This is a genomic window from Sorangium sp. So ce185 (assembly GCF_051526825.1).
GTDB classification, from domain to species: Bacteria; Myxococcota_A; Polyangia; order Polyangiales; family Polyangiaceae; genus Sorangium; species Sorangium cellulosum_D.
Window position 1 is genome coordinate 11,647,046 of sequence record NZ_CP150316.1, and the last position, 13,297, is coordinate 11,660,342.

Sequence of the window (13,297 nt, forward strand, 5' to 3'; positions counted from 1 at the left end):
GGCGGTGCTGGCGAAAACTTGCGTGACGAACGCGCACCCAGCGCGGCATAGTCCGGGGGTCGAACAACCTGGCCAACGACACCTCGGCGGATTGGGGCCGCCGGGGTGTCCGCGACTCAGCCTCGTGCCGGAGGACTGGACGCATGACGCGCGCCACGCATTACCTTATCGCATCATTTTTTGTCAGCGGTTCGAGCCTGTTCTTCGCCTGCGGCGGGCCTTACCAGGGTGCCACCTGCGAGGTCACCGACGACTGCCACTCGGAGCACCAGAACGTGCCGGGCACGATCTGCGTCGATGGGCAGTGCGAGTGCTGGGAGCCTGGCAAGGTGGTCTGCTGCGCGCGCGGCGAGCGCGAGCCCGGGTGCATCCTCGAGTGCCGTTCGTGCGACGCGTGCGGTGAGGACAAGCCGGCCGAGTGCGAGGGGGTGCCCGAGCCGCCCGGGGGTTGCGAGCGCGATGCCGAGTGCCCTGGCCCGCCGGACGCGCGGTGCGGCGCGGGGCGGTGCGTGGAGGGCGCGTGCGAGGTCGAGATCGCGGTGGGCCCGCTGGCCTCGCAGGTGCGCGGCGACTGCAAGCAGGACGAGTGCACGAAGGACGGCCGCGTGGTCAGCGTGGCGGCGTACGACGTGTACAACGACGGGAACGAGTGCACGAACGACCTCTGCGATTTCGACACGCCGGTCAACGCGCAGCTCACCGGCGTGCTCTGCCCGGTCTCGGGGGCGGGGCGGTGTCACGAGGCGCAGTGTGTGGAATGCGTTGCTACCGACCCGACGATGCCGTGCCCGAATGGGCTGGCGTGCGATGGTTCGCTGTGCGTTCGCGACCACTGCATGAACAATCGGCACGACCCTGGCTCCGGGGAAACCGATTATAACTGCGGGGGCCCGTGCAAGCCGTGCCCGATGGGGTTCGACTGCGCGACGGGAGACGACTGCCTCGAAGGCGTGTGCGACTCCGGCATTTGCCGAGCGCCGACGTGCACCGACGGCGTGAAGAACGGCACCGAGACGGGCGTCGACTGCGGCGCGCCGTGCCCGCGCTGCGCGCCGGAGGGCGGGTGCAGAACGGGCGCGGACTGCACGAGCGGCGTGTGCTGGGCCGGCGCGTGCGTGGCGCCGACGTGCACCGACGGCGTGAAGAACGGCGGCGAGCGCGGCGTCGATTGCGGCGGGGAGTGCGATGCGGGGTGCCCGGGCTGAGCGGCGGCGAGTCTGTTCCTTTCAATGGCTCATCAGTCCGAGCGCGGAGAGAGCATCGGCCCATAGCGGCCAGAGCGTACGGTACGGGTGGGTCGCCAGCAGCACGCCGCCGCTCGGGAGGCGCCGGACGTGAAACGGGGCGTGGTCGACCAGGAAGTAGACGTGTTCGCCGGTCATCTCCACCCGCCAGATGGGCGGGCCTTTGCCTGTCACCGTGACCTGTTCGCCTCTCGCCATGCTCTGCGCTGTCAGGTGCATGATCTCGTTCGCGCGCAGCTCGGAGGCGCGCCACGCCTCATCCGGTACCGCCGCCGCTGCGTCGAGCGCCTCGAGCAGCGCGGAGCCCGGCATGGCCAGCGCCTTGAGGACGGTCTCGCGGGAGAGCGCGAGAGATCGCCCGCTGTTGTCTCTCGGGAATACGCGGGCCCCAGCCGGCGCGGCGTCGACGCGCGCGTGCAGCGCCTCCAGCGACATGCCCGCGAGCAGCGAGACCTTTTCCTTGTCGTGGAGGCTGATCCACGACAGGGCTAGATCGCGCGCGATGTCGCGGGCGTCCGCGTGGTACGTCGCGCACATCGAGACCGGCGCGAGCCACGTCCACGCGCTCGTGCAGCCGCCGGTCGAGACGCGCCCGCTCGCGTCCGGCGCGCAGACGCGGAGCAGCAGGTCCTCGAGGTCGTCCAGAACCATGTGCCACGCGACCTCGGCCTCGGCCTCCACGGAGCGCGGGCCGCTGACCAAGGCGAGGTCCATGCGCATGCGGCCAAGGTCCTCGTAGTCGCTTGGGCGCATGTGGATGGGGCCCCTCGGCGTGATGCGCTCGCTCTTGTCGGAGTAGCAGCGAAGAATGAGATCGACAGACTCTCCGGGGCTCAACGCGGCGGCGATGTAAGCTTCAGCATCGGCGTGTTGGAAATGGGCTCGAATCTTCGCGACCGCCTCGTCGACGGAGGTCGCGCCGAAGCTCGCGCTGGGGTGCATGTCCACGTAGATACCGTAGGGTGGGTCTTGGACGAGCGCCGAAAACGCCGCGCGGAGCGCGTCGACCCTAGCGGCCTCGTCACACCAGGCGAAGAAATGCGGTCCTGATCTCATACCTGGATCACCATGATGAGGCTGCTGGTCAGGGCATGAGGCCGAGCGCAGAGAGCGCGTTGGCCCAGAGCGGCCAGAGGGAGCAGTACGGGTGGGTTGCCAGCACCACACCGCCGCTCGGGAGGCGGCGCACGTGGAAGGGGTGGTGCTTTTTCACGAAATGGATGTGACCGTGCGTGGACGTGCAGACCGGCCAGGTGGGTGGCCCCTCGCCGGTCTCCGCGATCTGGCGTGTCAGGTCCACGATCGCGGTCGCGCGCGGCGCGGCGGCGCGCCATGCGTCGTCGGGCGCCGCTGAGGCTTCCAGCGCGTCGAGCAGCGCGGCGGGCGGTGCTGCCAGCGCCTTGAGGATGGTCTCGCGGGAGAGCGAACGCGAGTGCTTGCTCTTGCCTTTCATCGCCACGTGCGCGCCGCGTGGCGCGGCTTCCACCCGCGCGCGGAGCGCTTGCAGCGACATGCCCGCGATGCGCGACACGCTGTCCTTGTCGTGGAGGTGCACCCACGACAGGGCGAGATCGCGGCCGATCTCCTCCGCCTTCGCGTTGTACGTCGCGCACATGTCGACCGGCGCGTGCCAGTGCACTCCATGCGTGCACGCGCCCGTCGGGATGCGCCCGCTCGCGTCCGGCGCACAGAAGCGGACGAGGAGATCCTCGAGGTCGTCCAGGATGAGCTGCGCGGCGACCACCGCCTCGACCTGGATCGAGCGCGGGCCGCTGCCCCAGGCGAGGTCGAAATCAGAGGAAAGAAAATCCTGCTTTCCCCATGGATTCAAGGTGAGGGGGCCGTGCGGCACTTGACGTTCCCTCTCTTCGGAGTGGCACCAGATGTCGATGAGGGCGCGCCTGGAGCCGCGCAGCATCATGCGGAACGATACGCGAGCGCTCGTCTGTCCTCCGAAGCGGGCGCGGGCGATCGCGAGCGCCTCGTCCACGGAGCCCGCTTCGAAGTCCTCGTCCGTCTGCACACGGATGAGGGCGCCCGGGGCGATGACGGCCGATAGTGTCGCCGCGAGCGCGTCGAGCCGCTCTGGCTCGTTACACCATGCGAAGAATCCAGGTCCTAATTCCCTCATAGTCGGATCACCTTGATGGGTCTGTTGAAGCCGTTCAGGGTCGCCCTCTTGTCCTTATTCGTGTCGAAGAGATAGCCGCCCTGCTCGACGTACGTGTCGCCACCGAACTTCGCGCCCCGCTCCACGATGAGCTCGACCTCCTTCTCGACATCTCCGGCGAGCCCCCTCTGCCGTACCCCCTCCATGCCGCTCGACAGCTGCTCGATCACCCTGCCCCCCTCGACGTTGCGGCCCGTTTTCACCTCGCTCAGGATGAGCTTGTTCTGCGCGGATACCGTCAGGAAGTCCGCCCGCGCGACCACCACGCCTCCGCTGACGTCCGCCTCCAGCGCCGCGATCACCGCGTCTGCGTAGGCCGCATAAGGATCCCTCCCCTCGTCGAACGCCCCCTCCACCTCCGTGATGTCCGGCACCTCCACCCACGGTACCTCGCTCTCCCCGAGCGCGTACGCCTGCGGGTCGTCCGAATCCAATCGCTCGATGTTGGTCGATAAGGACGGCTTCGAGAGAGCGCAGGACAGCGCCGAGAGAGCGGATGCCCACCCCCGGCCCGTGCTCGGCGCTTCGCGCCTGCGCGCGGTCCGCCCCTCCCTAATCGCGCGCTTCGCGCGCTCAGGGAGGGGTGCGCCGTCGGGTACCTGCGGCCCGGGTGTGAAGTCCGGAGAAGCGAGGGAGTGCACGACCTGCGTCAGGACATCAGGCCGAGCACGAAGAGGGCGTCGGACCAGAGCGGCCACAGCGAGCGGTACGGGTGGGTCGCGAGCACCACGCCGCCGCTCGGCAGGCGGCGCACGCGGAACGGAGCGTGCTCTTCGAGGAAGCGGACGTGCCTGCGCGTGGTCGTGTCCACCCGCCACGTGGGGAGGCATTCGATCTCCTCGATCTGACTTGTCAGCTCCAAAATCTCTCTCGCGCGTGGCGCGGCGGCGCGCCACGCGTCATCGGGCACCGCCGATGCTTCGAGCGCGTCGAGCAACGCGGAAGGCGGTGCTGCCAGCGCCTTGAGGACGGTCTCGCGGGAGAGCGAACGCGCGTGCTCGCTGCCACCTTTCATGGCGACGCGCGCACCGGCCGGCGCGGCTTCCACCCGCGCGCGCAGCGCATCGAGCGACATGCCTGCGGCGCGCTCGATCTTGCCCTTGTCGTGAAGGTTCACCCACGACAGGGCGAGATCGCGCGCGAGCTCCGCGGCGTTCGCGTTGTACGTGGCGCACATGTCGACCGGTGCAACCCAGCCCCAAGCGTGCGTGCACGCGCCGGTCGGGATCCGTCCGCTCGCGTCTGGCGCGCAGAAGCGGAGCAGGAGGTCCTCGAGGTCGTCCTCAATCACGAGCCACGCCACCGCAGCCTCGGTCTCGATCGAGCGCGCGCCCCTGCCCAAGACGAGATCGAGGGCAGGACTGAGAAAGTCCGACTTGTTGCACACACGCAAGACAAGGGGCCCGGATGCATGGCGACGCTCGTATTCTTCCGCGAAGCATGCGATGCCGAAGCATACGTCGCGGTCCGGGTGGCGCAGCATGACACCGGAGGCTACATCCGCGTTGATCCATCCGGAGAAGTGGGCGCGGACCGTCGCGACCGCCTCATCGATGGAGTGCGTTTTGTACCGGATGTCATTGTCCATCGCCACGCGGATGAGGTCTCCTGGGATCATCACCGCAGACAACGCTGCCGCGAGCGCGTCGACCCGGTCTGCCTCGTCACACCATGCGTAGAACATGGGACCTGCTTCGCTCATAGCCGGATCACCATGATCGACTTGTTGCCCACGGTGACGGGTTTTCCCGTGAGCAGGTTGACCATGTAGCCGTCCCGCACGCCAATGTTCTTGTTATCAAACGTCGCCCCCTGCTTCATGATGAGCTCTAAGCGGGCAACGTCGCCATCGAGCCCCCACTTCGTCTTCAGCGCATCCATCGCGTTCGTCAACTGGTCGATCACGTCCTCCGCGACTACGCGGTCCCCACCTTTTGCCTCGCTGAGAATCAGCTCTTTCCCTCCGCGTAGCGAGACGAAGTCGGGCGCCATCCCCTCGATAGTACGAGGGCGTGACTCCTTTGGTATGCGGAGCACCCTCCGCACGCCATCATCGCCGACCCCGATGAGCGCTCTTCCGTCGTCCACCAGGAACTTGGCCGCCTTCTTCTCGAAGATATTCACCGCCGCCGTCGTGATCGCCCCGCGGAGGTTCTTGTAACCCCTGACGCGGTTCGTCTTCACGATCTGCGCGAACGCTTCCTCGACCTCGGCGATCTCCCCGGCCACCCGGATCGCGGCCGGTCGCAGCCCGCTGCTGGTCTTGACCGCGCGCCACATCGGCCCGATCGCCCCGAGCCCGAAGCCCACCCCCGAGAAGATCCGCTCCTCGTCGCTGAGCTCCTGCCCTGACGGCAAGCAGAACGCCTTCCCGGTGACCGCCTCGCACAGGTCGAGCACCGGCCCCACAACGGGCACGAACCCCACCCCGATGCGCGTCGTCGCGTGCACCAGCGTCTGCATCACCTCCGCGTACGCCTCGACGCCTTCGCCGATCGTCGACATCGCGCCCGCGAACGCGCTGATCGTCTGGTAGAGCTGCGTCTGCTCCAGGTCGAGCCCGTCCCCCGTCCACTGGTTCAGGCTGTCCTTCATCTGGTCGGCGAGCGCATCGAACCGCGGCTTGAGCACCGTGTCCACGTACAAGCGCAGGTCCGCCGGCACCGGCGTGTCCACGAACCAGTCCGACGCATCCATGTACCGCCGCACGTACGCCGTGATCCGGTTCTGCGCCTTCAGGAACGCGTTCGTCTCCGCCAGCGACACCCCCATCCGGTCGCGCAGCGCGATCTCCAGCGCCGCGCTGTTCTCTCGCCACGCCCGCACGTTCGCCACGAAGTCCGCCCGCGCGACCACGACCCCGCCGCTCACACCGGCCTCCAGCGCCGCGATCACCGCGTCCGCGTACCCCGCATAAGGATCCCTCCCCTCGTCGAACGCCCCGTCCACCTCCGCGATGTCCGGCACGTCGACCCACGGCACCTCGCTCTGCCCGAGCGCGTAGTTCCACGAGTCGTCCGGGTCCCACCCCTCAGCCCGCGCGTCCTGCGTCGCGAGGTCCGCCACCTCATCGGCCTGCGCGCCGAACTCGTCGAGCAGCCGCGCGAGCTCGCTCTCCAGGTCGCTGACGCTCTTCTTCAGGTCGTCGACGAGCTGCTCCATCGCCGCCCGCGTCTCCGGGTCGACCACGTCCTTGTACCGGTCCAGGATCGTGTCGAGGTCGGTCCGCGAGATCTCGTCCAGCGGCCGGCTCACCAGGTCGTGCAGCTCCGTGTCGAGCTGCCGCAGGAGGTCCATCCGCGCCCGGAGGTCCGCGACCCTCGCGGCGTTGCGGAGGAGCTCCGTCATCAGGCGGGCGATCCTGACCTCCAGCTCCGCGATGTCGCGCGCCAGCGCCGGGTTGATCTCCGCGAGGCTCAGGTCGACCGCGGTGCTGCCCTCGAAGCCGGTCCCGTCGCGGCGGATGTCGAAGAGCGGCTTGTTCAGGCCGAGCGGCTCCGAGACGAGGTGCACCACGTCGTGCACCTGGGTACACCAGTTGCCGCCGTTCGTGGTGTGGACCCCGAAGTGGAAGTCGTTCCTTCCCATGCGGAGCAGCACCGAGTCGAACTCCGCCTCGAGCGTGTTGCTCGCGGAGCCGTCGGCTTCGATCTGCAGCGCGCCGGGGATCCCGTAGGTGGGCAGCGGCGTCTGATTCACCTCGAAGATGGCAGCGCCTTCATGCGCCAGCTCGGGGCTCGCGCACGAGTCGACGTCCTGATGGCTCCTCCAGAGCACGGTGTACGGCGTGCCGGCCCACGCGAACGACGGCGCCAGCACCGCCAGCATCGTGACCAGCGCGACGAGCTTCTGCAGCACCGCGGCGCCCGAGCGGCGCAGCGCGAACTCCTCCGACCGGCTCATGTCCCCTCCGCGCCGCGCACGGCGGCGTCATACGCGATGGCGGCGCCCTTCACGTCGCCCGCGTCGAGCCTCGCCTGCACCGCATCGAGCGCCGCCGCGGCCATCCCTTTCTCCCGCAGCGCCGCCAGGCCCGCCGCGATCTTCCGCGGCAGGCCCGTCCTGAGCTCCGCCTCCGCGGCGTCGAACCGCCCTCGCAGCGCCGCGCACCCGGCCTCGCGCCACGACGACCCTGCCGCCTCGCAGAGCGGCCGCATCTGCACGAGCGCCACGAGCACCCCGCACCGCTCGGCGAGCAGCGGCAGCCCGAGCTTCTCGCTGACCGGCGGCGCCGCCGACAGCGCCTCCACCCGCGCGCGCGCCCCCTCGCCGAACACCTCCGACGCCCTCTCGATCCGCGACCGCGCGATCGCCTCGCGCGCCCCTTCGTCCGCCTTCAGGATTTCGAGCGCCTGCCGGCGCAGCGCGATGCCGCCGATCAGCGCCGTCGCCGTCGCGTCGCTCCGGGCCACCCGCCGCTGCGCGTAGCCCAGCATCGCGCTCAGCGAGCGCAGCGCCCCCGAGGTCATGTCCGGCACCACCGCCCCGTGCGTCGCGAGCACCTCCTCGTGCGGCGCGATCCCCTCCTCGAACGACACCGCGAGCGCCTGAAGCTCCGCCGACAGCGTCATGATCTCCGCGGCAAGCTCGTTCGGCGCCCGGCTCGCCTCGCGCGCCGCCGCGAGCACCGCCTGCTCCACGCCGTCGAGGCCGTCGAGGTCCGACCGCGACGCCCGCTCCGAGAGCGCCGCGTACGCCGCCGTCTCCGCCGCCTCGGTCGCGCGGTACGCGGCAAACCGCGCCGCGACGCCCGCGTACCGGGATTGCAGCGGCGCGGCGTCGCTCCGGGCCTGCTCGAAGATCGCCTGCACGACCGCCATCGCCTGCTTGTCGGCCGCGAGCGCGGCCACGAGCGGCTCCTCCTCGGCGCTCGCCTTGTCGGTCATCGCCTGCCGGAAGTTGTCGGTCGCGCGGACCGGCTCCTCCTCCAAGATCGCCTCCTGGCGCTGCCTGGACTTCAAGAGCAGCCCGAGGAGCCTGCCGTGCAGGGTCGCCCGGAGCGACTCGGCGTTCTTCTCCTCGTCGCGCACGTAGGCCACCGCCCGCTCGATGTTGTCAAACCAGGCCCGGAGCGCCGCCGCGTCCGCGGCGGGCTCGTCGAGCATCGCGCCGCTCGGCTCGACCGCCCACATCTGGATCGGCAGCTCGCCGTCCGCCTCGGCCTCGCTCCACGCGCTGCCCGGGCCCTCGCTCGCGTCCACGCAGTGCTCGACCACACTGGTGTTCGATTGCGCGCAGAACCGGCCGGGCGCGTGCTCCTCGCGCCCCCACAAGCACCCTGACCCCATCGCGCCGAGCGCCAGGGCGGCCACGGCCGCCACGAGGATCGCCTTTCGCCTCGCGTTCCTTCTCATGCTCATTATCTCCACCCCGCAATTTTTCTCGCCCGTGCAAGCTCGCCCGCCCATTCTCCTGCGGCAAGCGTCGTGGCCGGAGCGACAGGACATTGCTCAGCCAAGGAGCGCGCCGGAGCGCGCGCGAAACTCCGTCCCGTCCGTCTTCAGCGTACAGACCATCGCAGCTGAAGGGCTGGAGGGCCAAGGGCCGAGGGCCCCACCGGAAGAGCAAGAATCCAGCAGCCGGAGCTCAAGAATCCTCTTTTCATCTCCGAAACTCCCATTGTAGCTTCCGCTCTCATTGCCGCCGTCCGGATCTCCCGGCCGGCAGGGAGGAAATATTTATGGAATATTCGGATGCGGTCCTCGAGGCCACGCCGGAGCGCGCGACAAAGCTCCTGATGGGGATAGGCGCCGTCGCCGCGATTCGCACGTTGATGGCCGGGGCGGGGATGACCGATGACGATATCCTGGAGGGCCGAACGCTCCTCCTCGATGTCCTCGCCGCGCCCCGCAGGGCCGGCGCGTCGGCCGACACCGACGATGCCAGGGCGCAGCGCGCCGCGACGGGGGAGCTCGATCAGTGGGACGAGCCCAATTACGCCCGTTATGGCGCCGCGCTCCGCCGGCGTTTCCCCGACGTGCACGATTACGTGTTCAAGGATGTCGCGCCCTCCACCGGCACCGCGTCCGTCCGGGGAGTGGCCACCTTCCTCGCGCGGCTCGACGTCCTCGAGAATGGCACCGATCCGGACCGCGCCGGGTCGAAGCAGAGCGATAAAAAGGCCGTCGCATTCCTCGCCACCCGCGGCCTCGACAAGGCCGAGCGCAAGCGCCTCAAGGGCCTTGTCGACGTGGCGCTCGGCCCGACATCGCCTCTGCCCGAGCACACCGAGCTCCCGGAGGCCGCGCGCCGGCGCGAGGCGCTCGTCAAGCTGCGCGGCTGGTTCGACGAGTGGTCGACAACGGCCCGCGCCGTGATCAAGAAGCGCAGCTACCTCATCCGCCTCGGCCTCGCGAGCCGCAAGACGCCCCAGCGCAAGCCCACGACCACGCCGGCCAAGCCCGTCGCCACCCCGCCCACGCCGGCGGCGTCGGGCGAAGGGGCCAGCGACAGCGACGTCGCGTAATCAAGCACACAAGATCCGGCTTTCGGAGCGCGCCCGAGACCTTCCCGCGCGCGCCCGAGACCTTCCCGCGCGCTCCGGAAGCTTCGCGCGCGGTCCGGAAGCTCTCCCGCGCGCTCCGGAGCACGAGCTTTCGCGCACTTAGCGGCGTCCGCCGCGCCCCCGGCGCTGTCCGGCGCGCGCCGGGCGACGAATTTCTCGGGAAATTCGACCCTCCGCCCCGCGCGCGAAGCTTCCGGACCGCGCGCGAAGGTTTCAGGACCGCGCGCGAAGCTTCCGGACCGCGCAGGAACCCCTCCGAACCGCGCGGCAAACCCTCCGGACCGCGCGGCAAACCCTCCGGACCGCGCGCGAAGCCTCCGCGCCGGCGCCGAGCACCTTCGCGCGCTCCCCGGAATCCCTCGGGTCAGCGCCCCGCCGACTCGAACCTCGGCGCCGCCTCGAACGTCTCCGCGAGCGTCCGCCGGTACTCGTCCGCGATCTGCACAAGCCCGTCGATGAGCAGCGCCACCTCGTGATCCGCGAACCCCTCCAGCGCCGCCACGCACGACACCGCCACCTCGTCCCCCGTGATCGACACGCGGAACTCCCCCGTCGTCTGGTCGTTCATCGTGAGCAAGAACCGGTAGAACGGCTCGTGGTTCGCCGCCGGCACGCCCACCACCGGCGCGCGCAGCGTCAAGAGGCGCCCCGCCTCGTCGAGCTCGATGTCCACCTGCGTCGCCGTCTCCGCCGCCGGGAACGGCCGCTGCGCGATGCGCCACGCCCGCGGACCGACCCGCGCCCGGTTCGCGATGATCCCGAGCGACGACAGGCCCTGCCGGATCATCCGCTCGACGCCCGCGCGCGCCGGAGACGGCGCGAACGCGTGCGGCAACAGCCGACCGCAGCCCAGGCACCGGTCGCTCTCGATGTCGAACGGCTCCTCGCACGCCGGACAGCGGTACACCGGCGCCCGATCCCGGAGCTCGCCGAGCGGCCGATCCACGAGCGCGAGCAGCGGCTGGAACGCGCCCGCCGGGAGCACCGCGCTGTGGCCCGCCAGCTCCCCGGCGACGCCCGGCAGCGCCGCGACCACCCCGATCGCGCGCCCCTCCGGATCGAGCACCGGCGCGCCGAGCGGCGCCGTCACGTCGAGCTCGAACCCAGGCAGCTGCCCGTCGACCTTGCGCGCCACGTGGCTGACCCGCGCGACCGCGAGCCGCAGGCTCTGCCCCGGCAGGCAGCTCAGCACCGCGGCGCGCTCGCCGAGCCGCGGCTCCGCCGGCGCGCGCACCGCGAGCGCCGTGACGCCCGGCGGCTCGACCGGCGCGACGAGCGCGACGTCCCGGCCCACGTCGGCCGCGACCACGCGACCCGCCATGCTCCGCCCGTCCTCGAACGTCAGCGCGACCTCCGTCGGGTAGCCGAGCCCGCGCCGGCTCGTCACCACCACGCCGTTGCCGAGCGCCACCCAGCCGGTCGTGACCAGCGCGCCGGCGCGGATCGCCACCACCGAGCGCCGCGCGCGGGCGACGCGCTCGTGGAGCAGGGCCAGATCGCCGTCGCCGTGCGCCGCGAGCTGCGACGTCATTGGGCGACGATCCTCGACAGCGCCGTCATCAGCAGATCGATCGTGCCCGGCTTGGCGCCGTCGCGCTGCGCGTACGCGACGATGTCGCGCAGCCGCTGCTCCGTCTTGGCCGGCAGCTTCGTGCGCACGAGCAGCTCCGACAGCGCGCCGATCGCGAGGAAGTGGCGGAGCACCGGATCGGCCGGCGCGCGCTCGATCTCGCGCAGGTAACGGCCGAGGTGCTCGCGCGCGAGCGCCGCCGTGGTGAGCGGATCGATGTGGAGCGGCTTCTCCTCGGGCACCTGCCCGCGCAGCGTCACGAGCCGCTCCATCGCGAGGAACGCCGGCTCGGCGACCCCCGCGGCGTTGCCGCGGCGCGCGCCGCCCTCGGCCTGGGCGAGCTCGCGGGTCGCCGCCGCCGTGCAGCGGTAGAGGTGCGCCACGGCGTCGGGCATCGCCTCGCCGTGCTCGTAGATCGCGCGGAACACGGTGCACCGGATGAGGAGCACCATGACGCCCGGCCGCTCCTGGAAGCTGAGCGCCGCGCCGAGCACCTGCGCGTCCCGGAGCAGCTGGCAGAACCGATCGGCCGGCGTGTTCGCCGCCTCGGAGCGCGCGGCGCCGTTCTGGCGCGACGGCGGATCGATCTCGACCTCCGGCAGCGCGGGCGGGCGCACCGACACCGGCGTCGACGCCGGCGTCACCACGGCGGCCATGCCGGAGGAGGTCGAGCGGCGGAAGGGCACGGTGCGCGCGCTGCGGCGATCGCTGGCCTGCGCCGGCGCGTCCGCGGCCGGCGCGGGCTCACCCGACAGCGGCGTCGCCGTCGCCGCGCCCGCCGGCGCCGGCTTCGCGGCGGAGGCCTCGGGCCCCGGCATCGCCATGCTGCTGATCGCCTTGGACGCGACGCCGCCGTCGTGGGCCGGCGGCAGGATGCCGGCCTTGGGCGTGGGCGCGCCGCCGTTCCTGCCTGACGTGCCGCCCGAAGCGGCGCCCATCGACACCGGCAACGGCGTGGACGCGAGCGAGGGGGACAGGATGTCGGGGATCGCGTCCGCGTCGCGGATCGGGCGCGCGACCGACTCGGGCAAGCGCGGCAGCGGGGGCGCCGCCCACGCGGAGAGCTCCTCGGCCGGCAGCCGCACCGCCGAGACCGGCGTCGGCGGCCCGGCGGCCCGCACCGACGGCGCGCCCTGCGCGCGGCCGGGCGCCGGCGGGATGGAGAAGCTCTTGAGCGGCCGGGCGCGGCCGGCCGACGCCCAGGTCAGGCTCGCCCGCTGCTCCTCCGAGAACGGCGGCCGCGCGTCGAACCAGGCGCCGAGCGTCGCCGCGAGCCGCTGCGCCGCCTCGCCGCTGTCGCGCAGCGCCCGGCGCAGCGCCTCCGGCGCGAGGGCGGCGACGCGGCCGACGCGGCGGAGCAGCAAGAGATCGTCCCGCAGGCAGAGCCGGAACGGCTCGGCGCCGCCCGAGAGCTCCAGCGCCGCCCGCAAGAGCGGCACCCGCTGCCGCTCGGCGACGCGCACGACCGGCACGTCGATCGACACCCGCTCGTTCGCCGCGTCGAGCGCGACGAAGAGCGTCGCCGCCCCGAGCGGAACGAGCCAGCCCACGCCGTCCTGCAGCGTGGTCGCCTGGACGGCGGTCCCGGCCTCGGCCGAGGCGCAGTGGGCCACGAAGCGCACCGGATCCCGCGTGCGCCACGCGTCGATCGAGCTGCCGTCCCAGTCGCCGTCCGCGGGCGGCGGCTTGCGCGAGAGCGAGAGCGCCGGCGCGCGGTCGACCCCGCACGCTTCGCACCGCGGCCCGCGCAGCGGGAAACCGCACGCCGCGCAGAAGTCGGAGGCCGGGCTCGACGGGACCGCCACGCC

The 13,297-nt window shown here is 71.5% G+C and carries 10 protein-coding genes; 2 read left to right on the forward strand and 8 right to left on the reverse strand.

Going from position 1 to position 13,297, the window contains the following annotated elements; translation table 11 throughout:
- The first annotated feature begins 143 nt into the window (after positions 1 to 143).
- Positions 144 to 1,205 carry a hypothetical protein gene (locus tag WMF26_RS42920; protein WP_437997441.1) on the forward strand — a complete coding sequence of 354 codons (1,062 nt, stop codon included), beginning with the start codon at positions 144 to 146 and terminating at the stop codon, positions 1,203 to 1,205.
- A 21-nt stretch (positions 1,206 to 1,226) separates the two neighbouring features.
- On the opposite strand, the gene WMF26_RS42925 is transcribed toward WMF26_RS42920, so the two are convergent.
- The 6 genes from WMF26_RS42925 to WMF26_RS42950 are packed head-to-tail and all read right to left on the reverse strand — an operon-like array spanning position 1,227 to position 8,768.
- Positions 1,227 to 2,300: a hypothetical protein gene (locus WMF26_RS42925; protein WP_437997442.1), complete on the reverse strand. Its 1,074-nt coding sequence runs from the start codon at positions 2,298 to 2,300 to the stop codon at positions 1,227 to 1,229.
- A 28-nt stretch (positions 2,301 to 2,328) separates the two neighbouring features.
- Positions 2,329 to 3,375: a hypothetical protein gene (locus WMF26_RS42930; RefSeq protein WP_437997443.1), complete on the reverse strand. Its 1,047-nt coding sequence runs from the start codon at positions 3,373 to 3,375 to the stop codon at positions 2,329 to 2,331.
- The gene (locus WMF26_RS42935; protein ID WP_437997444.1) at positions 3,372 to 4,055 is read right to left on the reverse strand and encodes a hypothetical protein; all 684 of its coding nucleotides are present in this window, start codon (positions 4,053 to 4,055) and stop codon (positions 3,372 to 3,374) included. The genes WMF26_RS42930 and WMF26_RS42935 overlap by 4 nt, the downstream gene beginning before the upstream one ends.
- 8 nt (positions 4,056 to 4,063) lie before the next feature.
- Complete coding sequence (locus WMF26_RS42940; protein ID WP_437997445.1) at positions 4,064 to 5,098, reverse strand: hypothetical protein; 1,035 nt, start codon at positions 5,096 to 5,098, stop codon at positions 4,064 to 4,066.
- Positions 5,099 to 5,112: 14 nt separating this feature from the next.
- Positions 5,113 to 7,317 (reverse strand): hypothetical protein, encoded by a 2,205-nt coding sequence (locus tag WMF26_RS42945; RefSeq protein WP_437997446.1) that lies wholly within the window; start codon positions 7,315 to 7,317, stop codon positions 5,113 to 5,115.
- Positions 7,314 to 8,768 (reverse strand): hypothetical protein, encoded by a 1,455-nt coding sequence (locus tag WMF26_RS42950; RefSeq protein WP_437997447.1) that lies wholly within the window; start codon positions 8,766 to 8,768, stop codon positions 7,314 to 7,316. The genes WMF26_RS42945 and WMF26_RS42950 overlap by 4 nt, the downstream gene beginning before the upstream one ends.
- Positions 8,769 to 9,094: 326 nt before the next feature.
- Here WMF26_RS42950 and WMF26_RS42955 point away from each other — a divergent pair, with 326 nt between their 5' ends.
- Positions 9,095 to 9,880, forward strand: a complete 786-nt coding sequence (locus WMF26_RS42955) for a hypothetical protein (RefSeq protein WP_437997448.1) — start codon at positions 9,095 to 9,097, stop codon at positions 9,878 to 9,880.
- Between the two features lie 403 nt (positions 9,881 to 10,283).
- Here WMF26_RS42955 and WMF26_RS42960 read toward each other — a convergent pair whose 3' ends face one another.
- Positions 10,284 to 11,450, reverse strand: a complete 1,167-nt coding sequence (locus tag WMF26_RS42960) for a trypsin-like peptidase domain-containing protein (protein ID WP_437997449.1) — start codon at positions 11,448 to 11,450, stop codon at positions 10,284 to 10,286.
- Complete coding sequence (locus tag WMF26_RS42965; RefSeq protein WP_437997450.1) at positions 11,447 to 13,294, reverse strand: hypothetical protein; 1,848 nt, start codon at positions 13,292 to 13,294, stop codon at positions 11,447 to 11,449. Before WMF26_RS42965 ends, WMF26_RS42960 begins: the two co-directional genes overlap by 4 nt.
- Positions 13,295 to 13,297: the final 3 nt, after the last annotated feature.

Excerpts from the sequence above, each read along its gene's own strand:
- WMF26_RS42945 (WP_437997446.1), bottom strand. The coding sequence starts at position 7,317 with ATGAGCCGGTCGGAGGAGTTCGCGCTGCGCCGCTCGGGCGCCGCGGTG.
- WMF26_RS42925 (WP_437997442.1), bottom strand. The coding sequence starts at position 2,300 with ATGAGATCAGGACCGCATTTCTTCGCCTGGTGTGACGAGGCCGCTAGG.
- WMF26_RS42960 (WP_437997449.1), bottom strand. The coding sequence starts at position 11,450 with ATGACGTCGCAGCTCGCGGCGCACGGCGACGGCGATCTGGCCCTGCTC.
- WMF26_RS42940 (WP_437997445.1), bottom strand. The coding sequence starts at position 5,098 with ATGTTCTACGCATGGTGTGACGAGGCAGACCGGGTCGACGCGCTCGCG.
- WMF26_RS42955 (WP_437997448.1), top strand. The coding sequence starts at position 9,095 with ATGGAATATTCGGATGCGGTCCTCGAGGCCACGCCGGAGCGCGCGACA.
- WMF26_RS42920 (WP_437997441.1), top strand. The coding sequence starts at position 144 with ATGACGCGCGCCACGCATTACCTTATCGCATCATTTTTTGTCAGCGGT.
- WMF26_RS42950 (WP_437997447.1), bottom strand. The coding sequence starts at position 8,768 with ATGAGAAGGAACGCGAGGCGAAAGGCGATCCTCGTGGCGGCCGTGGCC.
- WMF26_RS42930 (WP_437997443.1), bottom strand. The coding sequence starts at position 3,375 with ATGAGGGAATTAGGACCTGGATTCTTCGCATGGTGTAACGAGCCAGAG.